This is a genomic window from Roseburia sp. AF20-18LB (assembly GCF_003461185.1).
In the GTDB taxonomy this organism is placed as follows: Bacteria; Bacillota; Clostridia; order Lachnospirales; family Lachnospiraceae; genus Roseburia_C; species Roseburia_C amylophila.
The window spans coordinates 96105-120387 of sequence record NZ_QTWP01000003.1 but is presented as its reverse complement, the minus strand read 5'-3'; the positions used below and the strand labels follow the sequence as shown (position 1 = coordinate 120387).

The following is a 24283-nucleotide window of genomic DNA, read 5'->3' as shown; positions in this document are numbered from 1 at the left end:
TCACTCCTTTACTTTTCTTCAACTGCTACAATATCATCAGCAAGCAACACATAATCGGTATGTCCCATATCCCCGATTGCGTAACCTCTGCCGTATAGCTTCGGATTGACAAGTTTTACTTTCTGTTCATACTTGAAATGCTTTTCGCCAGCCTGCACGGGAATTTCCACCACAACATTTTCGCCTTTCTGTACGTCAGAATAAAGGTTGTAACTTCTTCTTGCGAAAAATCTGCGGTTATCTTTATCTCTATCAAAAACATGGTCGCTTTCGCCTGCAAATTCAAGAGTTCCAAAAGACTGTGCCATATCTGGCACGACATATTTCATTTCCATATTGTTTTACCTCGTTTCTTTCGATATTTGATAAGTTTTTTGATTGTGATTTCTTATTCTGGCGGTTCGGGAAGTACCAGCAATCCCACCGATAGTAAAGGGTAAAATAAATGCTTACGCACCCTTGACTATCCGTGTTCTTGCAGGTAAGTGGCAGACAAGCCAGAATAAGCGGAAGTCTGCCTTTGACAGCTTCGGCGGAGAGCGTGATTTTCCTTTTTTCATATCGTTACCGCCTTATGATTTCTTTATTTTACAGCGTTTGTAAAGATATGTTCCAGCCAGTCCACCAGCAGACACAAGCAACATCACGACAAATGCCATTACATTTGTACTGTCGCCCGTTTTGGGACTGTCGCTAGGTCTGTTAGGCTTTTCTGGTGTCGGTGGTGTTTCGGGTTTTTCTGGCTTTTCCTTAAAGGTAATCGTCTGTCCCTTATCCTCAATATCCTTATGTTCGGTAACTTTCTTCGGTTCGTCTGGATTGCTCAAATCGTACAATTCTTCAAAAGTTACAAGCTGTTTGCCGTCAAGGGAAGTAGCGTCAAAGGTAAAAGCAACTTCCACTTTCATAGTTTCGCTGTCAGCGGTAAACATATAATCACTTTCCACACGCTTTCCATTGATAAGAAGCTCTGCACTTTCTTCTTTCAACATCTGCCAGCCCACAAGTTTGTACTGTGTACCGACTTCTAAGCCCTCTAAGGTTACGGTATCAATGATTGTAACGTCTTTTCCAGCTTCAAGCTCTTTGTTGCCGTCCTTATCCGTAGCAGTCGTATGAATTTTGATGATACGCTCTGTGATAAGTACGGTCTGCCCGTCGTCCTCAATGTCTTTGTGTTCTGCAACTTTTACGGGTTCGTCTGGATTGCTGAAATCATACAATTCTTCAAAGGTAACAAGGTTTTTGCCACCTAAAGCAGACGCATTGAACGTATAGGAAATTTCCACTTTCATTTCTTCCTCATCAGCGACAAAGGTATAATCGTTTTCTACACGTTTCCCGTCAATGATAAGCTCGGCGTTTTCTTCCTTTAACATCTGCCAGCCTTTGAGCTGATATTTTGTGCCTTTTGTAAGTCCGTCTAATTTGACCGTATCAACGATTGTAACCTCTTTTCCTGCAAGGATAGTCTTTTCGCCGTCCTTGCTGGTCGCTGTGGTATGGATAGAGATTTCTTTTTCGTATTCATCAGTCAGCGTTCCTAAATCAATCACAAGATTATTTCTTGATACCACGATTTCAAAAGGTGGGATAAGTTCAAAGCCTTTGTTACTATCAGAGCGTAATTCTTCAATGATGTAAGTATCATAAAGTAATGCACCCTTGCTGTCGTCTGGTTCAGAAGTCCCAAACCACACACCGTCCTCACTGGTCTTTCCTGCGTTTGTATTGTGCTTATGAGAAGCCCATTCAGCAGAAGTGGAGAATTGCCCGTTATCATCAGTTACCACTACATGATTTTCACCCGTCGTCTTGCTTGTGATCCTAAAGGGAACATTAGCAAGACGCTTGTGTGTACCTGCACCGATTTTTACACCCTCAATATCTCCACGCTTAATCTGATTGTAGATAGAATGAGCTTCGTCGGTTAAGTCCACGATTTTTCCATTTTCTGTGATTGTAAAATCAATCGGTTTTGCACCGTCAGTTAAGTAACCGTCGGGAGCTTCACTCTCAACAATACGGAATTTTCCATAAGGTAAAAGGTCAGAAGAAGTAGAAGCGATACCCTCAATATCTGTACGAATTGTCTTTACCACTTCATTTTTCTTGTATAGCTTGCCCTCAACCAAAACAGAATTATCATTTAAGGAAATGATGTCAAAGGCAGTATCTTTCAAAGTGGCACTTCCTTGTGGCTTTGTATCGCCCGTTTCTAAATCTCGTTTCTGAATTTTGATACCGCCACGGATAACCTTGTCTGATACGGAAAACTGGTTACTTCCAGATAATACGGCAAGGTCGCCGTCCTCGGTAATCTGTGTTACATATAAGCCCTTAATCTGTTCGGACTTATCGCCAGCCTGCATATATGCACCCTCTAACAAGTAGCCGTTTGGAGCTTTTGTTTCTTCTACGGTTAGCGTCCCAAGTGGAAGAACCGCCTTACCGTCCTGCATATAGAAGCTGTCGCCAGATACCTTGTATGCGTCCGCTAATTTTGTGATGTAGTGGGTTGTCCCGTTGCTGTCTGTTTCAGCGATTGTCTTTGTAACCCATGTACGAGTAGCTTCGGCAGGGAGATTGTCTTTATTATAGAAGCCTGCATAATACTTCCATGTAAATTCCGCACCTGCTAAAGAAGCGCTCCCTTGCGGATTGTCTTTCTGTGTTTCCATATCAATCTTGAAAAGCTCAATCAAAGTGTCCGTTACTTTTGGCGTATCAGATACTTTCAATGTTGCTGTCTTTCCAGCTTCAACCTTTAAGGAATATACAGTTTTATCCACTTTATATCCTGCTGGTGCGGATAATTCCTTGATATAGACTGTGCCTGCTTTTACCTCTACAATATCTGTATTTCCGTTTTCATCAGTCGTAAGGGGAGCAAGCTGTTTCGTGCAGTCCTTATCAGAAAAGACACCATAGGTTGCACCTGCAATAGAGTAATTCCCGTTACCGTCTGTAATGCTAGTATTACTGGAAGTCTTTTGTAATTTCGCATTTCCGACATTCAGCTTCGCCCAGAATTGTCCCAATTCCTGCCCCTCGCCAGAGTAGATATAACCGCCACATTCATAGCGTCCTTTATTTTCTTTGACAAAGGCTCTTGCACCAGAGAAAACTTCGTCCTGCGTTGCCTTTGGAATTTCATCATAAGAAGCTCGCACGTTATCACATTGCCAGCCAAGATGTACGCTCAATCTCTGCCAGACTACACATTGTTCCAACAGATAGACTTGCTTGTAGTTCAATTCCTTGTGAGTTTCGCCATACTGTTTGACATACTCTAAGGATAACGCCACATCTGAAATCTGGTCGGCACTCATGCGTGAGCTTGCGTCAGCTCTGGTCTTGTAGCCATTCTTAAAATCTGTATTGATGTCGATACAATAGGCAGTTTCGCCCTCGACTTTCATATAGCCCTCATTGAATGTCGAACCGATAGAACCGTCATTCATTACTTTTTCAATGATACCGACACGCTCTGCACTTTCCGTCCAGTATTGCTTACTTTCTGCATGGACAGGTGTAATCGGTAAAGCAGTAACGACAGTTGCAAGAACTAAGAAGCCCGTACACAATCGTTTCCATGTCTTTTTCATAAATCTAATGCTCCTTTCATTTTGGGTAATAAAATAGCCGTCCAATAAGAACGGCTGGAAATAGAAAAGGAACGTCATTTTAGGCGTTCCATAATCTATAAAATATTCAATTTTTTATACTGATGTGTTGCTCATCAAAATCTCAAATTAAGGTTATTTGACACCAATTTTGACACCAATTTTTTGTATATTGACGATTTTTGATGAAATATGATAAATTCATAAAACCCGTGAAAAGCCTGTAAATAGGCACTTTACGGCACTCTATGAACTAAGACAAAAGCTACGCTGTAATAACATAGGTAAGGTGCTCAGGAAGCAGAAGCTCAGAATCATTTTCAGGCATCCGTCCTTTCGTGATGTGTACCGGAAGAAGAGTAGTAACATCATCCGTTACACCGCAGATATAAAGGTATGGTTTGTATTGGTTGGCGGAATCTTTAAGATCGGCATATCCAATATATTTTAAAGAAACAGAAGACTCGATTTCGTCATGGGAGAGGAAATCTTTTGCTTCTGATGGGGTGACACGAAAAGCGGCACCCTGCCAGCTTCCTTCGGTATCAATGGTATATTCCTTCATAAATGCATGAAGAGAGCTGATGCTGCTGGTAACTGCGGTAAACATGGCAGTAGAAAGAATAATTCCGATAATCGTGACGATGGTACGGGTTTTATTCTTCTTTAAGTTGGTGAGTGTGATTTTGTGGAAGATATTCATGCACGAATCACCTCATCCCGTGTAATTTTGCCGTCTTCAATGGCAATGATGCGGTCTGCCTGAAGGGCAATGTTTTCATCATGGGTAATGACAATTAAGGTCTGGTTAAATTTCTGGTTGGAATATTTTAAGAGTTCCACAATTTCCTGGCTGTTTTTGGAATCTAAGTTGCCGGTAGGCTCATCAGCTAAAACCACAGCAGGAGCGTTCATTAAAGCACGGCCGATGGAGACACGCTGCTGCTGACCACCGGAAAGCTGGTTTGGAAGATGATTTTCCCGTCCTTTTAAAGAGAGAATTTCCAGCAGTTCATTTAAATGCTCTTTGTTGACCGGGCGTCCATCCATGCGGACAGGAAGTGTCATATTTTCAACGACATTCAGTACCGGAATCAGATTATAGAACTGATAAATCAGCCCGACCTGCCGTCTGCGGAAGATGGCAAGCTGTTCCTCCTTTTGTGCGTAGACATCAGTGCCCTCCATATAGACTTTGCCGGAGGTTGGTGTATCCACACCGCCTAAAATGTGAAGCAGTGTGGATTTGCCGGAACCGGATGGCCCGATGATAGCGAGAAATTCGCCTTTGTTGACAGAAAAAGAAACGTGGTCTAGGGCAACCACCTGATTTTCTCCTGTTCCATAGATTTTGGTAAGATTTTCAGCTCGTAAGATTTCCATAAGTAACTCCTTTCCATTTGATGCGATTCTAATGAGAAGTATAAGCATCCCGGATGACAGGAGCATGACTTTTCAGTGACAGTTCTGTCACTTTTTATAGAATTTCAGGATAAAACGTGCACCGCCTTCTTTACGGTTTTCTGCTTTTAAGGTTCCGTTTTCTTTGGAAACAATCATACGGGAGAGGGAAAGACCGATGCCAATGCTCTGGCCGGTGGCATTTTTTCCTTTGTAAAAGCGTTCAAAAAGATGCGGAATATCTTCTGGCAGAAAACCACTTCCATTGTCTTCAATCACGATAGAAACATAGATTGGATTGTCGGTAACCGTAACATCAATCCTGCCACCGGAAGGCGTGTGCTCCATGCAGTTCTTTAAGATATTTCCAAGGGCTTCCGCCGTCCATCGTAAATCCGTAGAAAAAGAAAAATCCTTCGGCTCTATGGTTTCATGATACTGGATGTCGCGAAGCTCTAGTGGAATGAGCAAAGGTGCAGCCGCAGCGGAGAGCAGTTCTTTGACAGAGGTTTCGGTCTGGTGAAAAGTAATGGTTCCTGCGTCCATGGAAGATAATTTCAGCAAAGTTTCAATGAGCCAGTCCATCCGGTCAATTAGCATGGATAATTCCCGCAGGGATTCCCTTCGCTTCTCATCGGAAAGAGCCGGCTCTTTTAAGAGAGTCAGCAAAAGACGGATGGAAGTAAGGGGAGAGCGGAGCTGATGGGAAATATCAGCCATGGCATCCGCAAGATATTTTTTATCGTTTTCAAGTGCCTGATTCTGTTCCGCAAGGCGTCTGGTCAGCTTGGCAAGCTCATTTTGTAAAATTGCAAGTTCACCTTCCATATAGTCGCTGAAATCACCACTGCTGTTACTGTGCAGCATCGCATCTAACTGCTGGCTTAAGGATTCCACTTTCCGGTATCGCTTTTTGGTGAATATCATAAAAATAAGAATGAAAATAAGTGATGCAAAAAGGATGATTACACCACAGATGATATCAAAATAAAATCCGATGCCTGCAAAGATAAAGCATACAAGCAGTTGCAGAAACAGGCATTTTTTGATTTCGGGATTGCGTAAAAATTTCATAAAGACTCCTTTGGGAAAATACATTTTCTTCGGTTATTATGGTACTCAAATTTATAACAGGCGTTTTCTGCAGTTCAATTAGTCACCAAGCTTATAACCCAGTCCGCGGATGGTTTTGATATATTCCGGGTGTGCCGGGTCGGCTTCGATTTTTTCCCGGAGCCTTTTGATGTAGACAGTAAGAGTATTATCATTTACAAATTCCCCTGCCATATCCCAGAGTTCATCTAAGAGCCGGCTTCGTGTTAGGACGATGCCCTGGTTGGAAAGAAAGAGTAGGAGCAGCCGGTATTCCAAAGCAGAAAGCGTTAGTTCCATATTATTTTTATAGACCAGTCCACGTACGGTATCAGCTTTTAGTTCATGATATTCCAGCGGCTGGCTGCCACGGTGATAGCGGCGGAGAACACTGTTCATTCTGGAAATCAGTTCTCTCGGCCGAAAGGGCTTGGAAATATAATCGTCGGCACCAAGGTCAAGCCCGGCAACCACACTATATTCATCATCCGATGCTGTCAGAAAAATGACAGGAATATCAGAGTTTGCCTTGATGGCACTGCACAAAGAAAAGCCGCTTCCATCCGGCAGGGAGACATCAAGCAGCGCTAAGTCAAAGTGATACTGCCCGGAATCTAATAAATCGATGGTTTCCTTTTGGTTATTCGCAGAAGTAACCTGAAAACCCTCCTGATTCAGGAAAGTGCGTAAACTGGAAACAATACTTGTATCATCATCTACAAGAAGTACATGTGTCATGTTTTCTTCTCCTTACAATTAATTTATAGAAGGCACGGATTGACAAAATGCTTGCATAAAATAATTTCGGTTATCCGGAGGATATTTGTTTATGGGATGGAAAATGCCAGTTGTTCTTAGCTGCATGTTTTGCTTGATGATAAACTGTCTTTCCGCTTGCTTTGACCGGATATCTGCACTGTCCGCCGGGTGCGGATGCGGTATAAGACCTGTAAGGGGCACTAGGAATTTCGGCAGGCAAAATATTTTGTCCGGCAACCGGTGCAAATTCACATCCATGTTCATATGCACCTCGCTGGCACGTCCATGTGCCAGCGTTGCCTGTTGCCGGACGAAATTCCAAGTGCCCCTAACAGCCCTTCTTAGGCATCCGCACTTCGACGGACGGTACAGATAGACTGTCAAACATTGGAAAGACGGTTTTTACAGGTAAAAGCAAAATATGCAGCTTAGAACTACGGTATTTTATATCCAAAACAAATATCCTTTGGATAACAGGATTATTTTAACAAGGATTATATAGTGTCAATCCGCCACGTTTATAAAAGTCATTGTAGCATAAAGAAACTTGCATTTGCAAAAGAAACAGTATAAGATGGACAGTTGTGATGAAAAATAAGCTGGTAAAGGCAAGAGGGATAGACAGATGAAGCAGAATTTAAAGAAAATGATTTCTTATTATAAACCATATCTTGGCGTATTTTTTACCGATATGTTTTTTGCACTGTTAGCAGCAGTGGCGGCACTGGTGATTCCGCTGATTGTGCGTTATATCACTTCAACAGTGGTATATTTGCCGGAGCAGGATGCAGTAAAGACAATCGGAAAGCTTGCTTTGTTTATGGTGGCGTTGGTAGCTATTCAGTGTTACAGCAATTATTATATTTCTAATAACGGTCATGTAATGGGTGCCAAAATAGAATATGATATGCGGGCAGAAATATTTGCACATTATCAGAAACTGTCCTTTGCATTTTATGATAATCAGAAGGTCGGACAACTGATGGCGAGAATTACCACGGACCTTTTTGATATCAGCGAACTGCTACACCATGGACCGGAAAATATTGTGATTTCCCTGATTAAGATAATTGGTGCATTTGTTATTATGATGGGAATCAGTCCGAAGCTTACAGTGGCGGCATTTGCACTGGTACCGTTTATGATAGCGTATGCATATTTCTTTAATAAGCGTATGAAAAAGGCATTCCGGCAGAACCGTATTAAGATAGCGGATATCAACAGCCAGATAGAGGACAACCTTTCCGGTATCCGCGTAGTAAAATCCTTTGCTAATGAAGAAGTCGAACAGGAAAAATTCAGCCGCGGAAACAAAGGCTTCTTAGATGCCAAGAAGAACAGCTATCTCTTTATGGGTGGTTATCAGGCGGGACTGACTGCATTTACCACGTTGATTACCGTAGTAGTGGTGATTACCGGAGCACTGTGGATTCCGGGCGGCAGTGTGAGCATTACGGATTTGATTACGTTTCTTTTATATATCAATGTATTTACCGAGCCGGTTAAGACACTGATTGATTTTACCGAGCAGTTCCAGAATGGATATTCCGGTTTTGAACGGTTTATGGAGATTCTTTCCATTGAACCGGATATTTCGGATGAGGAAAATGCCATTGTCATGGAAAATGTGCGGGGAGAGGTAGAATTTCAGGATGTTTCCTTCCGGTATGAAGAACATTTAAGCCGCGTTTTAAGGCATATAAATCTGAAAGTTCCGGCTGGAAGCTATGTGGCACTGGTGGGAACTTCAGGTGCCGGAAAGACAACCCTTTGCAGCCTGATACCAAGATTTTATGATGTGTCAGAAGGCAGAATTTTAATTGATGGCTGTGATATCCGCCACTATAAATTAAAAAGTTTAAGAGACCACATTGGCATTGTCCAGCAGGATGTTTATTTGTTTGCCGGAACCATTTTTGAAAATATTGCTTATGGCAAACCGGATGCAACAAGACAAGAAGTCATTGAGGCAGCAAAGAATGCCAATGCCCATGAATTTATTTTATCACTGCCGGATGGTTATGATACAGATATCGGACAGCGGGGTGTAAAACTTTCCGGCGGTCAGAAACAGCGGCTCTCCATTGCCCGGGTATTTTTAAAAAATCCGCCGATTCTTATTTTTGATGAAGCAACATCGGCACTGGATAATGAAAGTGAAAAAGTGGTACAGGAATCACTAGAGAAGCTGGCGAAGAACCGGACAACATTTGTAATTGCCCACAGGCTTTCTACGATAGAAAATGCAGGGCGTATTCTGGTGCTGACAGAACAGGGAATCGAAGAAGAAGGAACCCATGAGGAACTGCTTGCGCGGAATGGAATTTATGCCGGATTGTATCATACCCATTGATTTTTGAGAAAAATCTATTTATAAAATTTGTATGAAGTTCCGGCTGCCGGGTTGAGAAATTTTAAATTTTCTGCTATATTGCAATAGGTAGACAAATCAATTCAGTGTGAAATGCACTTTAAATATTAGAAAGAAGGATGTTAAAATGACAAAAATTGATATTATTTCAGGCTTCTTAGGAGCTGGAAAGACCACATTTATCAAGAAAATGATAGAAGAGGCTTTTGTTGGTGAGAAGCTGGTACTGATTGAAAATGAATTTGGTGAAGTTGGTATCGACGGCGGATTCTTAAAGGATTCCGGCATTGAGATTACCGAGATGAACTCAGGATGTATCTGCTGTTCCTTGGTAGGAGACTTTGGAAAGAATTTAAATGAAGTAATTACTAAATTCCATCCGGACCGTATCTTAATCGAGCCGTCAGGAGTTGGTAAACTTTCTGACGTAATGAAATCTGTTATTGATGTGGAAAAAGAGCAGGATGTGAAATTAAATGCACTGGTTACAGTTGTAAATGCAAAGAAAGCATCCAAACAGATGAAAGCCTTTGGTGAATTCTTCAATAACCAGATTGAATTTGCAACGACAATCGTTCTGAGCAGAACCCAGAATACAACACCGGAACAGTTGGAACTTTGTGTAAAACAGATGCAGGAACTCAACAGCAAGGCTGCTATCATTACAACACCTTGGGATGCAATTAAGGGAGAACAGATTCTTAAAGTTATGGAAGGACAGGATTCTCTTGAAATGAAACTTCTTGCGGAAGCACATCACAAAGCAGAAGAGGAAGAACATGAGCACGAGCACCATCATGACCACGACCATGAGGAGCATGAGCACCATCATGACCATGACCACGAGGAGCATGAACACCAACACGATCACGACCATGAGGAGCATGAGCATCATCATGAGCATGGCGAGAACTGCACCTGCGGATGCCATGACCATGACCACGAACATCATCATCACCATCATGCAGATGAGGTATTTACAAGCTGGGGCAAAGAGACTCCGCATAAATTTACCCGTGAGAAGATTGAAGAGGTATTAAAGACCTTATCCGAGAGCGAAGAGTATGGTATGATTCTCCGTGCAAAAGGAATGGTAGAGGATGTCAATGGTTCCTGGATTTACTTTGATATGGTTCCAGGCGAGTATGAATTAAGAGATGGAGAGCCGGATTACACCGGAAGACTCTGTGTCATCGGTTCTAAGATTGACGAACACAAGATTGAAGAATTATTCGGCATTGCATAATGTCCGTCAGATAGGAAAGGGGAAACCATGCAGGAGATTCCAGTATATTTATTTACCGGATTTATGGATAGCGGTAAGACCACATTAATCAAAGAAACACTTTTTGAAAATGATTTCGGCGGGGACAACCGTACGGTAATTATTGTCTGTGAAGACGGTGATGAAGAATATGATGAAGCAAAATTAAATACCATTAATGCGAAGGTTGCGATGATTGAGGAGCAGGAAGATTTTACAACAGAAACCTTGCAGAAGATTCAGGAGACATACAAACCGGAGCAGATTTTTATTGAGTATAACGGTACCTGGGATATTGCTACGTTGCTTGAGACAAAGATGCCGGATGGCTGGGTAATCGTACAGTCTTTGGCAACCGTAGATGCCACTACATTTGAAATGTATCTTGCCAATATGCGTGCCATGATTATGGAGCAGTTATTTAAGGCAGACGTAGTAATCTTTAACCGTTGTGATGACAATACACCAAAGGGCAAGTTCCGTCGTGCAGTAAAAGCACAGAACCGTCCGGCACAGATTGTATACGAGCGTGCCGATGGAACGATTGATGAGAGTGCCGATGAAGAACTGCCATTTGACATCAATGCAGATGTCATTGATATTACGGATGCAGATTATGCAATCTGGTATATGGATGCACAGGATAATCCGAAGAAATACGATGGCAAGAAAATCAAATTCCTTGCGTTGGTATATAATCCGGAAAAGATGAGCAGGAAGGGCATGTTCGTGCCGGGACGTTTTGCCATGACCTGTTGTGTAGAGGATGTCCAGTTCTTAGGATTCAAATGCAAATATCCGAAGTCGGAAGAAATCGGTCACAAATCATGGATAAATATTACCGCAGAAGTTCATGTTGAATTTGCCAAGGAATACAGAGGAAAGGGACCTGTCCTTTATCCGGTATCCATTGAGCCGGCAGAAAAGCCGGAAGATGAACTGGTATATTTCTCATAAAAAAGTGTTGACAATACGAACAAAAAGTATTATTCTAACTTCAATAAGAGAAACCGTTGAGAAAGAGTAGTAAGCTTGATTGGAAATCAAAGAGAGCTGCAGGTGGTGGAATTGCAGTATGGAAGATTTTGCTGAATGGACTTTCGAGGGTGGCCTGAATTAACAGTAGGCGTCACCGGGAACCGAACCCGTTACCAATCCGGCATGTATGATTCGTACATGAATGAGTGGACAATTCGTCAATATGAGTGGTACCGCGATAATAAGATTTTATTACCGTCTCAAGCATAAGCTTGAGGCGGTTTTTTACTGTTGGAAAACAGTAAAAGCGCTTTCTCTTATGAACAACAATAAATCATATAAGAAAGAAGAGGTAGTAATTATGAAGAAGAAAATGATGGCAGCAGTATTAACAATGGCTATGGCAGTAGCAGCAATGGCAGGATGCGGAAGCAACAGTGCATCCAATGATGCAGCAACAACAGAGAAGGCTGCAGCAGATGGTAAAGTTTATAAAGTAGGTATCGTACAGTATGTAGATGATGCTTCTTTAAATCAGATTGAGAAAGCAGTAGAAGCAGAGCTGGATGCAAAAGCAAAAGAGCTCGGTGTTACTTTTGATTATAAAGATTATACTTACAATGGTCAGGCAGATTCTTCTACCTTAAACCAGATTGCAACAGACCTGGTTGCAGAAGATGTAGATGTGATTATTCCAATCGCAACACCAACCGCAATGATTATGCAGGCAGCAACAGAAGAAAATCAGATTCCGGTTGTATTCTCTGCAGTCAGTGATCCGGTTACTGCAGGACTTGTTGAAAGTATGGATAAACCTGGTTCCAATATCACCGGAACATCGGATGCATTAAATACAGAAGCTGTAATGGACTTAATGTTTGCAGCAAATAAAGACATTAAAAAAGTAGGTCTTTTATATAATAAGAGTCAGGATTCTTCCACTGTTCCAATTCAGGACGCAAAAGATTATCTTGATAAAAAAGGCGTTGAATATGTAGAAAAAACAGGAACAACCAATGATGAAATCTCTCTTGCAGCAGATGCATTAGTTGCAGCCGGTGTAGATGCCGTATTTACACCGACCGATAACACCGTAATGACAGCAGAACTTGCAATTTATGAGAAATTTGCAGAAGCAGGCATTCCACATTATGCAGGAGCTGACTCTTTCGCATTAAACGGAGCTTTCTGTGGATTCGGTGTAAACTATGTTGACCTTGGTACTGCAACAGCAGACATTGTAGTAGATATTTTAGTAAATGGGAAAGATCCTGCAACAACAGCAGTACAGACCATGAGCAACGGAATCGCAACTGTAAATACAGATGTGGCAAGCCAGCTTGGAATTGATTACAGCGTATTTGACGGTATGTGTGAAAAAGTAGTAGAGATTCAGACCGCAGAAGAGTTTGAATAAAAAGATAAAACGATAGTATGATAAGATAGTCAGGGGGATTAAAGAATGGGCTCCATATTTACAATATCCATTTTACAAAGTGCATTAGAGCTAGGGTGTATATACGCCCTGGTTGCACTGGCATTGTTTGTTTCATTTTCCATATTAAATATTGCAGATTTGTCAACCGATGGCTGCTTTACCTTAGGCTGTGCCGTATGTGCCATGGTAACGATACAGGGTCATCCGATTCTGGCACTGGCAGCAGCAATGTTAGCCGGTGTATGTTCCGGATTTATCACAGCATTTCTGCAGACAAAGCTTGGAATTGAATCAATTCTGGCAGGAATCATTGTAAATACGGGGCTCTATACCATTAATATTGCAGTCATGGGATTTGCTTCCCAGGTGAACCTGTTTAATTGCAATACCATATTTACCATGGCAAAAAATGCCATTGGTGGTGGCTGGTATAAACTGATTGTGGCAGCATTAATCGTACTGGTAATCGGCGTGATTTTATCCGCATTTTTAAATACCAGATTAGGTCTTTCCATCCGGGCAACCGGTGATAATGCTGACATGGTAAAAGCCTCCAGCATTAATCCATCCTTTACGATTACCGTAGGTCTTTGTGTAGCCAATGCAATGACTGCATTATCCGGCGGTGTATTAGCACAGTACCAGAAATCCTGCGATATCAACCTTGGAACCGGTATGGTAACCATCGCACTTGCCAGCCTGATTATCGGAGAATCCATTATCGGAAAAGGCTCCATGTTTCGCAGAGTATTAGGCGTTGTATTAGGAAGCTGCCTGTACCGTTTCTTAGTAGCCGTTGCATTAAGACTGAATGTTCCGGCAGAGGCACTGAAACTGGTTTCTGCAATTATCGTAGCAATTGCAATTGCATTCCCGTTCCTGAAAAAGAAGGCAGCGTTTGTCAGACAGAAGAGCACAGCACAGAAGAAATTAAAAGACAATATGCGTCTGGAAGAAGCAAATGCAAAGGAAATGGGAGGTGACCGATAATGTTAGAAATGAAGCATGTATCTAAGACGTTTAATCCGGGAACCGTAAATGAAAAGAAAGCATTGTGTGATTTGAATCTGGTTCTTGAAGATGGAGATTTTGCTACAATCGTAGGAAGCAACGGAGCAGGAAAATCAACTACATTTAATGCAATCACAGGTGCGTTCTATGTAGACGAAGGACAGATTATTCTAGATGGAGAGGATATTACATATAAGAAAGAATTTTTGCGCAGTAAAGTCATTGGTCATCTGTTTCAGGACCCGTTAAAGGGAACAGCACCACATATGACCATTGAAGAAAATATGGCACTGGCATATCTTCGTGCATCCGGAAAAGAAAATGCATTTTTCAGCAGAATCCGTAAATCCGATAAAGAAAAATTCAGAGAACTGTTATCCCAGCTTGATATGGGTCTGGAAGACAGAATGAAGCAGCCGGTGGGATTGTTATCCGGCGGTCAGAGGCAGGCACTTACCCTTCTGATGGCAACGATGGTGACCCCGAAGATTCTTCTTTTGGATGAGCATACGGCAGCACTTGACCCTGCAACCGCAGAGAAAGTATTGGAACTGACGAAAAAAATTATTGCAGAGCATCATATTACCTGTCTTATGGTAACCCATAATATGCATCAGGCACTAGAGCTTGGCAACCGGATTCTGATGATGGATTCCGGAAATATTGTCCTTGATTTAAAGGATGAAGAGAAGAAGAAAATGACGGTAGACAGCCTTTTGGAGCAGTTCCGCATCCAGGCAGGAAAGCGTCTTGACAATGACAGAATATTGATGTCTGCACAGTAAAAATTGAAATTGGTAAATTTTTTTTAAGAAACAAGTGTCGGAAAATGTTGATTTTCTGACACTTTTCCTATATGATTAAATCTAGTGGTCTGGAATTCCACGAGTTGATGTAAACAAAGTATGGAGGTATAGTATGTATCCTATTATAAAAAAGGAAAAGCTGGCAGATAAGATTTATCTTATGGATGTCAAAGCAGAGCGTGTTGCAAAGTCTGCAAAGCCAGGACAATTTGTAATCGTGAAAATCGATGAAGAAGGTGAGCGTATTCCGCTTACTATCTGTGATTATGATGAAAAAGCAGGAACTGTAACAATTGTATTCCAGACAGTTGGAGCTTCCACAGAGCGTATGGCATATTTAGAGGAAGGAGATGCATTCCAGGATTTCGTTGGACCACTGGGCTGTCCATCCGACCTTATTGAGGAAGATATAGAAGAGTTAAAGAAAAAGAAAATCGTATTTATCGCCGGAGGTGTTGGAACAGCACCGGTTTACCCACAGGTAAAATGGTTACATGAACATGGGGTGGACTGTGACGTTATTATGGGTTCTAAGACAAAAGACCTTTTGATTCTGGTAGAAGAAATGCGTAAGGTTGCAACCAATCTTTATGTAACAACCGATGATGGTACTTATGGCTTCCATGGAATGGGAACCAACCAGTTACAGGAATTATGGGATAAAGGTGTCCGTTACGACCATTGTGTTGCTATCGGACCAATGATTATGATGAAATTTGTTTGTAAACTGACCAAGGAGCTTGGCATTCCAACTATTGTATCCATGAATCCGATTATGGTAGACGGAACCGGAATGTGTGGAGCATGTCGTCTTATGGTTGGCGGCGAAGTAAAATTCGCATGCGTGGATGGACCGGAATTTGACGGACATCAGGTAGATTTCGACCAGGCAATGAAGAGACAGCTTCAGTATAAGACAGAAGAAGGCCGTGCAATGTTAAAATTGCAGGAAGGCGATACCCATCATGGCGGATGCGGTCAGTGCGGAGGTGACAAATAATGGAAGGATTAACAAGAGTACCTGTACGTGAACAGGAGCCAGAGGTACGTGCAGCAAACTTTGAAGAAGTTTGTCTTGGCTATAATGAAGAAGAAGCAGTAGCAGAAGCAAAACGCTGCTTAAACTGTAAAAATGCACAGTGTATGAAAGGATGTCCGGTTTCCATTAATATTCCGGCATTTATTGCACAGGTAAAAGAAGGCAACTTCGAAGAAGCTTATCATATTATCAGTGAATCATCTGCACTTCCTGCTGTATGTGGCCGTGTATGTCCACAGGAGAGCCAGTGTGAAGGAAAATGTATCCGTGGTATCAAAGGTGAGCCGGTTGCAATCGGTAAATTAGAGCGTTTCGTAGCTGACTGGGCAAGAGAGCATGGAATCAAGCCTAAGAAAGCAGAAAAATTAAATGGACATAAAGTAGCAGTTATCGGTTCCGGCCCTGCAGGTCTTACCTGTGCCGGCGATTTGGCAAAGCTTGGCTATGATGTTACTATTTTTGAAGCATTACATGAAGCAGGTGGAGTATTAATCTATGGTATTCCGGAATTCCGTCTTCCAAAGTCAAAAGTAGTTGCAGCAGAAGTAGAAAATGTAAAAGCTTTAGGCGTTAAGATTGAGACCAACGTTGTCATTGGTAAAGCAGTTACCATTGATGAATTAATGGAAAAAGAAGGATTCGAAGCTGTATTTATCGGTTCCGGTGCAGGACTTCCAAGATTTATGGGAATCCCTGGCGAGCAGGCAATGGGAGTATTCTCTGCAAACGAATTCTTAACCAGAAATAACCTGATGAAAGCATTCCGTGATGACTATGATACGCCAATTAAAGCCGGAAAAAAAGTTGTTGTAGTTGGTGGTGGTAACGTTGCAATGGATGCAGCCCGTACCGCAAAACGTCTCGGTGCAGAGGTACATATCGTATACCGTCGTGGCGAGGAAGAGCTTCCGGCAAGAAAAGAAGAAGTACATCATGCAAAAGAAGAAGGCATTATCTTTGACCTTCTGCAGAATCCTACTGAAATCTTAGTAGACGAAGACGGCTGGGTAAAAGGCTGTCGTGTCATTAAGATGGAATTAGGTGAGCCGGACGCATCCGGAAGAAGAAGCCCGGTAGAGATTCCAGGTTCTGAATACGAAATCGAGGCAGATACCGTAATCATGTCTCTTGGTACCTCTCCAAACCCATTGATTTCATCCACTACCAAGGGTCTGGACATCAACCGCAGAAAATGTATCATTGCAGAAGAAGAGACCGGAGCAACCTCCAAAGATGGCGTATACGCCGGTGGAGATGCAGTAACCGGAGCAGCAACCGTTATCCTTGCCATGGGTGCAGGAAAAACTGCAGCAAAGGGAATTGATGAATTCTTACGCAATAAATAAAGCATAATAATATAGCTTAAGGGACGCAGGATTTTTCTGCGTCCCTTTTTTACTTTACAGGAAATTGCTTTCCTGTAAAGTAAAAAACGCTCCGCGAGGATGCGCACTGCGGCGTATAAGGTAGATGTCGCAAGCGACCGCCGCAGGCGCGAGAATGTGCCAAGGCACATTCTTTGTTTTAAGCAGGTTACTAAGTGACCACCTTATTGGTTACTGGTGTCCACCTGGTGGCCACTATTTCTGACATGAGGAATAAATTAAGGATTGGTAATGAAAATCCTCTTGACAAATCCGTCGTAAGAATATATTGTATTACTTAGATAGTACAAAAATACGGAAAGAGGTGATTGCATGGCATGGGAATTGGATTCGGATCGTCCTATTTTTATTCAGATTGTGGAGCGGATTCAGATGGAAATAATATCCGGTAAATACAGTCCGGGAGATAAGTTACCTTCTGTCAGGGATCTGGCGGCGGTAGCTGCAGTAAATCCGAATACGATGCAGAAAGCACTGACAGAGTTAGAGCGGACAGGACTTGTGTATTCCCAGCGTACAAGCGGGAGATTTATAACGGAGGATGCAAAAATGATTGAGGAGTTGAAGAATAATCTGGCACAGGAACAGATTAAGGAATTTTTGGAAAATATGAGCAAGCTTGGCTATAAGAAATCAGAAACCTTATCTTTGATTCAGGAGATTTTGGAGGGAGAGCAGGCATGAGTACATTATTGGAAGTAAAAGATGTATGCAAGCGATATGGAAAGAAAACTGCGCTTGACCATCTGAACCTGACTTTAGAGAGCGGACATATTGTTGGCCTCTTAGGACCGAACGGAAGTGGAAAGACAACACTGATTAAGCTGATTAACGGAATCCTTACTCCGGATGAGGGCGAGATTTTGGTGGAAGGAATGAAGATTGGTGTAGAGACAAAGAAGGTGGTTTCTTATCTGCCAGATCATACGTATCTTAACATGGGGATGCGGGTACGTGATATTTTAGATTATTTTGAAGATTTTTATCAGGATTTTGATGTGGTAAGAGCTTATGATATGCTGGCAAAATTATCTATTAATCCCAATGATAAATTAAAATCCATGTCCAAGGGAACCAAAGAAAAGGTGCAGCTTATTTTAGTAATGAGCCGTCGTGCGGACTTATATGTTCTGGATGAGCCGATTGCGGGAGTAGACCCGGCGGCAAGAGATTATATATTGCGGACGATTCTTACCAACTATGATGAGAATGCAACGATTCTGATTTCAACCCATCTGATTGCAGATGTTGAGAATGTATTAGATGAGGTAGTCTTTATTCAGAATGGAACAATCAGCCTGACTTCATCAGTAGATGATATTAGAATTAATCAGGGTAAATCGGTGGATGCTTTGTTCCGGGAGGTGTTTAGATGTTAGGAAAAGTAATGAAACATGAAATGAAAGCAACCTGGAAAGTATTATTTCCACTGGCAATGGTTTTGGTCGGCGTTACGTTAATTGGCATGCTGATGATGAAAATGCAGGTTTTCGAAACAGATATAGGAGCCTTGGTCGGGCTGGCAATGCTTCTTTTGTATATCATTGGGCTGATTGCATTGAGCGTTACGGCATTTATTTTTCTGCTGGTTCGGTTTTACCACAGCATGTATGGTGCAGAAGGTTATTTGTCACATACCCTTCCGGTAACCACTTTTTCCTTGATTAACGGAAAGCTTTTGGTGGCGGTATTCTGGCATGCAATTACGACAATACTTGTTTATGTTTCGGCATTTTCATTGATCGTGACAGCAGGATTGAATCTGGGTAATGAAGGGGAAAGAATCAAACTGGGAGAATTGCTGCAGCAGCTGGGAGATATGATAGGAATTCCGATTCCGGCACTCTTTGGCTGGGCAATATTATATAGTGTGATTTCTGCGTTTTCCGCTATGCTTATGGTATATGCCAGCATGGCAATCGGTCAGTTGTTCCGCCACAAAGTTGCAATGTCGATTGTGATGTATGGTGTGCTTTATGCGATTCTTCAGATTATATCTTTTGTGATATCCATTAATTCAGCAAATGGATTTGTTGAGAAACAGGCTGCAATGGGAGATGACAGCTTCTTTACCCTGACCATTGCAAATATGTATGGAAATATATTTTCAAAGAGCATGATACTTTCCATCGGGGTATCAATTGTATGCTATATCATAACAGCAGTGATTACCCATAAGAAATTAAATCTGGAGTAAATGAGAAAACTATTTGTATATAAGAAAAGGCGGGACCAATCAAAAATAGACTGGTTTCGCCTTTTTACGTCGCCATGAATTCCATAGAAACTGCCAGTGGCAGTTTCGGCTGGCATAGATTAGCGGAGAAAAATAAGAAATTACTTCGAAAGAAGACAGTCAATCAGCTTATCATTCATCTCCGGCATCATAAAGCAGAAGCGGATGTATTTGTTATCTAAGAAAGGAAAAGTAGAGCAGTCGCGAATCATCATATTCTTCCGGATTGCTTTATCAAATAAATCCGCAGAAGTAATGTCCTCCCTTAAGATTTTAAGAAGCATGAAGTTGCCGGATGGCTTGTATGGTTTGAAATCCGGGTGATTTTTAAATATTTCATAAATCCGGGCACGCTCTGAAGAAATAAGAAATTTTGTCTGCTGGATGTATTCCTCATCGGTAAACATCAATTCTCCGGCAATTACGGCAAGAGAGTTAATGGTCCATGGATTTTTTCTGGTATTGATGGATTTGATTAAATCCTGATTGCCGCTGATAGCATAGCCAAGGCGGAGCCCAGGAGCAGCAAAGAATTTGGATGTTCCACGCAGGATAATAATATTGTTATAGTAGTGGGTCAGTGGAACTGCGGTAATTTCATCCATGTTATCGGCAAATTCCACATAAGTCTCATCCACCATGACAAAGATATCATATTGCTTGCAGATATCTAAAATCCGGCGCATATCCGTCCGGTTGATACAGGATGAGGTAGGGTTATTGGGATTGCAGAGTACTAAAAGGTCGATGCTTTCATTTAAGTGAGCGGTAAAATCATCCACATCAAGGACGAAATCGTCCTTTTCACGGAGTGGATAGTAGAGTGTAGTACCACCGCCTAAGGAAATTTCGCGCTCATATTCCGAATAAGTCGGACCGAGAATCATGGCTTTTTTCGGATGCTCAATCTGAATAAAAAGAGAGATTAATTCCGTGGAACCATTTCCTACAATGACCTGGCTGGCATCGGTGCCGGTATAAGCGGCGATGCATTCTCGTAAAGAAGTATATTCCCGGTCCGGGTAGGATGTAATGGCATCAATATGGGAAGCCAAAGTACTTCGCAGCAGCGGAGATACGCCTAAGGGATTGACATTGGCGGAAAAGCTTGTAATATCCTCTTTTTTGATACCGTAAACGGCTTCTATTTTCTCTAAATCACTTCCGTGAAAATGTTCTTTTGGTGTTATCATGAAAAAGACCTCCTGTTAAAATACAACGGAAAGAAAGTTGCATGTGTGTTTTAAATAGTTTATAATCTATTATAACTGTAATGAGAGAAAAAGCAACAAAATCTCATATCGGAGAAGGAAAAGCAGGTGACATTTTGCGTAGACGGATTCAGAGACTTGCAGCAGGAAAATTTGAACAGGAACAGCCGGTTTTATCTCTTTCGGAAGAGAAGATTGAAATTGAGGTATTAGAGGGACAGGATTATACGGGAGAATTTGTAATTGAAGTATCCAACCATGTTCCGGTAAAGGGGCTGATTTATTCCTCTAATCCATATATGGAATGTCTGACACCGGAATTTGAAGGGGAAGAAGTCCGAATCGGATTTCAGTTCCATAGTGAGGGTTTCCGGGTTGGTGATATACAAAAGGGTGAATTCTGTATTATTTGTAATCAGTTGGAATACAGCCTTTCTTTTGTTGTGTCTATAATCCGGCCTTATGGAAATGCGTCTACCGGAAGAATCCGAAATCTCAGTGATTTTATCAAACTGGCACAGACGGATTATATGGAAGCTTACCGCCTGTTTGCTTCCCAGGGCTTTCAACATGTATTAAAAGAAGAAAAAGGAAAAGAACTATTATGGTATGCCGGCTTTGGCGGACCGGGAGCATTGATTTCCGGTATGGAGGAGTTCTTGGTTACAATCAATGCCAAGCCACGCATTGAGCTTGCGTTAAAAGAACAGGAAATTACCTATCAGGATATCAAAGAGGAGCAGAAGGAAACGCTTTTTGTGCAGAAGAATGGCTGGGGGTATATAAGCTTTGAAGCACAGACAGACAGCAGCTTCTTAAAACTGGAAAAGAATGTTTATACTTCAGATGATTTTACCGGAAGTATCTGCGACCTTATTTATTATATTGACCCGGCAGAACTTCATACCGGAAAAAATTATGGAAGAATTACTTTAGAAAATATTTATCAGCATCTTACTTATGAGATTACCATAATCAGGACGCCGGAGCGCAGAGAACAGGAGCATATCGATTATCTGGAAGAGCAGAGAACACTTGCACATATCACCGGAATCTATCTCAATTATCGTATGAAAAAGATTGGCGCAGGACTTTTTGCATCAGGAATGTTAGATGCACTGAATCATCTGATTGCAATGCGGCCGGAAAATGACTGGTATCTTCTGATGAAAATACAGGCATTACTGGTAAGCGGACAGAAGCAGGAAGCAGAGTGGTTATTTGATGAGTTCCGGCGGAAAGAGGAAGCAAAAGATACACCGCTTTATGCATATTTCCTCTATCTCCGTACGTTGTGGGAGCGGGAAGAATCCTATGTGAACCGGCTGACTGCAGAGATTGAAGAAATTTATCAGAAAACAGATGATATCCGGGTGTTCTGGATGCTGCTTTTCTTAAAGAAAGAATATTGCGAAAATGATACCAGAAAAATCCGGGCAATTGAGAGCCAGATGTTAGACGGCTGTAACAGTCCGTTTTTCTATATCGAAGGATTCTATTTATACTGGCAGAATCCGTATCTTTTAACGAGACTTACTGATTTTGAAATCCGCATTCTTTACTGGGCGGCAAAAAAAGGTGTGTTGACCAGTGACCTTGCCATGCAGATTACGACGCTGGTATCGGAAAAACGGGTATTTCATCCGCTGCTTTATAAGACTATGTGCGTGGCATATGATAAATTTCAGAATAATCAGATGTTGTCAGCAATCTGTGCTTACCTGATAAGAGGACAGCGTTTTGGATTGCATTATCATATCTGGTTTGAACGTGGCGTGGAAGAAGATTTGCGGCTGGCAGGATTAAATGAAGCATATTTAATGTCCATGGATTTACTTGCCATTAAGAAAATTCCACGGATGATACAGATGTATTTTCAGTATAACAGCAGCATTCCATACAAACAGAAGGCGGCTCTGCTTGCAAATGTAGTAGCGTTAAAGGAGAAAGAGCCGGAGGTATATTCCAGTTACCGGAAGCGGATGGAAGAATTCGCAATTGCCCAGATAGAAGAAGGTCATATCGATGATAATCTGGCGATTATCTATTCTGATTTATTAAATAAAGGCATGATACAAAAAGAGATGGCAGGACCACTGGCGAAGATTCTCTTTACCCATAAAATGAACTGTTTTGCACCGAATATTGTGCGGATGTATGTTTTGCATGACCAGCTGCGAAAAGTGCAGTGTGTGCCGATTGTAAATGGCAGTGCTTATTTTGAGTTATACAGCAAGGACTATGTCATTGTATTTGAGGATACGAAGGGATACCGGTATGGCAGTGAGATTTCATACCAGCTGGAAAAGCTGATGAGGCCTGGTGCCTTTTACCGTACCTGCATGGAATATGCACCATATGAGATTTCGTATCTTTTGTATCATTTTACATCCAGGGATACCCACCGTGCATTTATGCCGGAGGACAGTGAGTATTTACGCATCTTTTTAAAAGAGGAAGCATTGCGGGAAAGTTACCGGGCAGAGCTTTATGCAAAGGCAGTACATTTCTATGAGCAGGAAGATAATCAGGAACTGGTGGAAGAGTGTCTGCGTCATGCACCGATTTCTTCTATGAAGCGGGATGACAGAGCCTATCTTTTGAATCTGATGTTGGAATACCGGTTATATGAGATTGCATATCCGGATATACGGGAATTTGGCTGGGAAGGCATCCGTCTGGAGAAACTGACGGCACTTCTGACTTATGAAATAGAAGAAGCGGATTATGAAAGTGATGATTTCCTGCTGGCACTTTGTGCAGTGACTTTTCAGGCGAAGAAATACAGTAAAGAGATGCTGCAGTATTTAGCACAGTTCTACTGCGGTCCGACCCGTGTAATGGCGGCGGTCTGGTCAGCAGCGCAGACCTTTGATATAGATACCAGAGACTTGGAAGAACGGTTATTGATGCAGATGTTATATACGGCAGAATTTGTGGAGCAGGTGCAGAGCATTTATGAAAGCTTTGTGTCACACGGAGCACCACATCTTCTGCGGAAAGCATATGTAAATTATTTTGCACATTTCTATTTTGTGCATCAGGGCATTGTACCGGAAAATGTCATCAGAGGTTTAAAGAAAAATTATGAGGAACGGGAAGAATTAAGCCAGGTGATGAAGCTGGCGCTGCTTTATGCTGTTGCGAAGAGGGATTTGTCCATAGAAGAAAAAGGTGTAATGGAGATGACAGAGCAGCTTCTACAGGAGCAGCTGGTTCAGAATCTTTATTTCGCATTTTATCAGCAGATGCCGGAAGAGATTCGCTATCGATTTCATTTTTACGACCGGAAGTTTGTGGAATACCGGACAAATCCGAGCAAGCGTGTAGTGATTCACTATCAGAAAGGTGAATCCTATGTGGATGAAGATATGAATGAGATGTATGAGGGCATTTTCGTAAAAGAATTTATCGTATTCTTTGGAGAAGAAATTCCGTATTATATTTCAGAGGAAGCACCACGGGAGTCCGTTGTGACTGAGAGTGGACGGCTTTCCTGTAAGGATGTCTGTGGCAGGGAAAACGGAAGCACCTACGATATGCTGAATGAAATGGAATTAGAATATACCTTAAAGGATTATGAAAAATTAGAACGTCTTTTACGGAAATATGACAGTATGAAGAAAAGGAATGAAGAACGTTTTCAACTGATGTAATAACAGGGAA

Annotated in this window: 19 protein-coding genes and 1 other annotated feature; of the genes, 12 read left to right on the top strand and 7 right to left on the bottom strand. The window is 41.9% G+C overall.

Going from position 1 to position 24283, the window contains the following annotated elements:
* Positions 1-8: 8 nt before the first annotated feature.
* The 6 genes from DWX65_RS07690 to DWX65_RS07660 all read right to left on the bottom strand — a co-directional run bounded on the left by DWX65_RS07690 (position 9) and on the right by DWX65_RS07660 (position 6857).
* Positions 9-335, bottom strand: coding sequence for a YdcP family protein (locus DWX65_RS07690; protein WP_117536936.1), 327 nt, complete (start codon positions 333-335; stop codon positions 9-11).
* Between the two features lie 237 nt (positions 336-572).
* On the bottom strand, positions 573-3608 hold the full coding sequence (locus tag DWX65_RS07680; protein ID WP_117536935.1) for an SrtB-anchored collagen-binding adhesin: 3036 nt from the start codon (positions 3606-3608) through the stop codon (positions 573-575).
* Between the two features lie 283 nt (positions 3609-3891).
* The gene (locus DWX65_RS07675) at positions 3892-4329 is read right to left on the bottom strand and encodes an ABC transporter permease (RefSeq protein ID WP_118173190.1); all 438 of its coding nucleotides are present in this window, start codon (positions 4327-4329) and stop codon (positions 3892-3894) included.
* Complete coding sequence (locus DWX65_RS07670; RefSeq protein WP_022243356.1) at positions 4326-5009, bottom strand: ABC transporter ATP-binding protein; 684 nt, start codon at positions 5007-5009, stop codon at positions 4326-4328. The genes DWX65_RS07675 and DWX65_RS07670 overlap by 4 nt, the downstream gene beginning before the upstream one ends.
* Positions 5010-5096: 87 nt before the next feature.
* A complete protein-coding gene (locus DWX65_RS07665; RefSeq protein WP_158564718.1) occupies positions 5097-6101 on the bottom strand; it encodes a sensor histidine kinase in 1005 nt (334 codons plus the stop codon).
* Between the two features lie 78 nt (positions 6102-6179).
* The gene (locus tag DWX65_RS07660) at positions 6180-6857 is read right to left on the bottom strand and encodes a response regulator transcription factor (protein WP_118173188.1); all 678 of its coding nucleotides are present in this window, start codon (positions 6855-6857) and stop codon (positions 6180-6182) included.
* Positions 6858-7503: 646 nt separating this feature from the next.
* Here DWX65_RS07660 and DWX65_RS07650 point away from each other — a divergent pair.
* The 11 genes from DWX65_RS07650 (at position 7504) to DWX65_RS07600 (ending at position 19367) form a co-directional block, all read left to right on the top strand.
* Positions 7504-9231: an ABC transporter ATP-binding protein gene (locus DWX65_RS07650; RefSeq protein WP_118173187.1), complete on the top strand. Its 1728-nt coding sequence runs from the start codon at positions 7504-7506 to the stop codon at positions 9229-9231.
* Between the two features lie 145 nt (positions 9232-9376).
* Positions 9377-10495, top strand: a complete 1119-nt coding sequence (locus tag DWX65_RS07645; protein WP_118173186.1) for a CobW family GTP-binding protein — start codon at positions 9377-9379, stop codon at positions 10493-10495.
* Between the two features lie 27 nt (positions 10496-10522).
* Positions 10523-11470 (top strand): TIGR03943 family putative permease subunit, encoded by a 948-nt coding sequence (locus DWX65_RS07640; protein ID WP_022243351.1) that lies wholly within the window; start codon positions 10523-10525, stop codon positions 11468-11470.
* 47 nt (positions 11471-11517) lie between these two features.
* Positions 11518-11757, top strand: a binding site (T-box leader).
* Positions 11758-11852: 95 nt separating this feature from the next.
* A complete protein-coding gene (locus DWX65_RS07635; protein ID WP_117698297.1) occupies positions 11853-12908 on the top strand; it encodes an ABC transporter substrate-binding protein in 1056 nt (351 codons plus the stop codon).
* A 45-nt stretch (positions 12909-12953) separates the two neighbouring features.
* Entirely contained in the window at positions 12954-13919 is a 966-nt protein-coding gene (locus DWX65_RS07630) for an ABC transporter permease (RefSeq protein ID WP_117947031.1), read from the top strand.
* Complete coding sequence (locus DWX65_RS07625; protein ID WP_022243348.1) at positions 13919-14725, top strand: ABC transporter ATP-binding protein; 807 nt, start codon at positions 13919-13921, stop codon at positions 14723-14725. Before DWX65_RS07630 ends, DWX65_RS07625 begins: the two co-directional genes overlap by 1 nt.
* Positions 14726-14858: 133 nt before the next feature.
* Positions 14859-15746, top strand: a complete 888-nt coding sequence (locus tag DWX65_RS07620) for a sulfide/dihydroorotate dehydrogenase-like FAD/NAD-binding protein (RefSeq protein ID WP_118173185.1) — start codon at positions 14859-14861, stop codon at positions 15744-15746.
* On the top strand, positions 15746-17131 hold the full coding sequence (gltA, locus tag DWX65_RS07615; protein WP_022243346.1) for an NADPH-dependent glutamate synthase: 1386 nt from the start codon (positions 15746-15748) through the stop codon (positions 17129-17131). The genes DWX65_RS07620 and gltA overlap by 1 nt, the downstream gene beginning before the upstream one ends.
* Positions 17132-17482: 351 nt before the next feature.
* Positions 17483-17854 (top strand): GntR family transcriptional regulator, encoded by a 372-nt coding sequence (locus DWX65_RS07610; protein WP_022243345.1) that lies wholly within the window; start codon positions 17483-17485, stop codon positions 17852-17854.
* Positions 17851-18549, top strand: coding sequence for an ABC transporter ATP-binding protein (locus DWX65_RS07605; protein ID WP_022243344.1), 699 nt, complete (start codon positions 17851-17853; stop codon positions 18547-18549). Before DWX65_RS07610 ends, DWX65_RS07605 begins: the two co-directional genes overlap by 4 nt.
* On the top strand, positions 18543-19367 hold the full coding sequence (locus tag DWX65_RS07600; RefSeq protein WP_118173184.1) for a hypothetical protein: 825 nt from the start codon (positions 18543-18545) through the stop codon (positions 19365-19367). The genes DWX65_RS07605 and DWX65_RS07600 overlap by 7 nt, the downstream gene beginning before the upstream one ends.
* A 140-nt stretch (positions 19368-19507) precedes the next feature.
* Here the strand turns inward: DWX65_RS07600 and DWX65_RS07595 are convergent, their stop codons facing one another.
* Positions 19508-20599: a pyridoxal phosphate-dependent aminotransferase gene (locus DWX65_RS07595; RefSeq protein ID WP_118087539.1), complete on the bottom strand. Its 1092-nt coding sequence runs from the start codon at positions 20597-20599 to the stop codon at positions 19508-19510.
* Positions 20600-20679: 80 nt separating this feature from the next.
* Here DWX65_RS07595 and DWX65_RS07590 point away from each other — a divergent pair, with 80 nt between their 5' ends.
* Positions 20680-24273 carry a DUF5717 family protein gene (locus tag DWX65_RS07590; protein WP_118173183.1) on the top strand — a complete coding sequence of 1198 codons (3594 nt, stop codon included), beginning with the start codon at positions 20680-20682 and terminating at the stop codon, positions 24271-24273.
* Positions 24274-24283 lie beyond the last annotated feature (10 nt).

Coding starts and splice junctions, on each gene's coding strand:
- DWX65_RS07690 (WP_117536936.1), bottom strand. CDS start 335: ATGGAAATGAAATATGTCGTGCCAGATATGGCACAGTCTTTTGGAACT.
- DWX65_RS07680 (WP_117536935.1), bottom strand. CDS start 3,608: ATGAAAAAGACATGGAAACGATTGTGTACGGGCTTCTTAGTTCTTGCA.
- DWX65_RS07675 (WP_118173190.1), bottom strand. CDS start 4,329: ATGAATATCTTCCACAAAATCACACTCACCAACTTAAAGAAGAATAAA.
- DWX65_RS07670 (WP_022243356.1), bottom strand. CDS start 5,009: ATGGAAATCTTACGAGCTGAAAATCTTACCAAAATCTATGGAACAGGA.
- DWX65_RS07665 (WP_158564718.1), bottom strand. CDS start 6,101: ATGAAATTTTTACGCAATCCCGAAATCAAAAAATGCCTGTTTCTGCAA.
- DWX65_RS07660 (WP_118173188.1), bottom strand. CDS start 6,857: ATGACACATGTACTTCTTGTAGATGATGATACAAGTATTGTTTCCAGT.
- DWX65_RS07650 (WP_118173187.1), top strand. CDS start 7,504: ATGAAGCAGAATTTAAAGAAAATGATTTCTTATTATAAACCATATCTT.
- DWX65_RS07645 (WP_118173186.1), top strand. CDS start 9,377: ATGACAAAAATTGATATTATTTCAGGCTTCTTAGGAGCTGGAAAGACC.
- DWX65_RS07640 (WP_022243351.1), top strand. CDS start 10,523: ATGCAGGAGATTCCAGTATATTTATTTACCGGATTTATGGATAGCGGT.
- DWX65_RS07635 (WP_117698297.1), top strand. CDS start 11,853: ATGAAGAAGAAAATGATGGCAGCAGTATTAACAATGGCTATGGCAGTA.
- DWX65_RS07630 (WP_117947031.1), top strand. CDS start 12,954: ATGGGCTCCATATTTACAATATCCATTTTACAAAGTGCATTAGAGCTA.
- DWX65_RS07625 (WP_022243348.1), top strand. CDS start 13,919: ATGTTAGAAATGAAGCATGTATCTAAGACGTTTAATCCGGGAACCGTA.
- DWX65_RS07620 (WP_118173185.1), top strand. CDS start 14,859: ATGTATCCTATTATAAAAAAGGAAAAGCTGGCAGATAAGATTTATCTT.
- gltA (WP_022243346.1), top strand. CDS start 15,746: ATGGAAGGATTAACAAGAGTACCTGTACGTGAACAGGAGCCAGAGGTA.
- DWX65_RS07610 (WP_022243345.1), top strand. CDS start 17,483: ATGGCATGGGAATTGGATTCGGATCGTCCTATTTTTATTCAGATTGTG.
- DWX65_RS07605 (WP_022243344.1), top strand. CDS start 17,851: ATGAGTACATTATTGGAAGTAAAAGATGTATGCAAGCGATATGGAAAG.
- DWX65_RS07600 (WP_118173184.1), top strand. CDS start 18,543: ATGTTAGGAAAAGTAATGAAACATGAAATGAAAGCAACCTGGAAAGTA.
- DWX65_RS07595 (WP_118087539.1), bottom strand. CDS start 20,599: ATGATAACACCAAAAGAACATTTTCACGGAAGTGATTTAGAGAAAATA.
- DWX65_RS07590 (WP_118173183.1), top strand. CDS start 20,680: ATGAGAGAAAAAGCAACAAAATCTCATATCGGAGAAGGAAAAGCAGGT.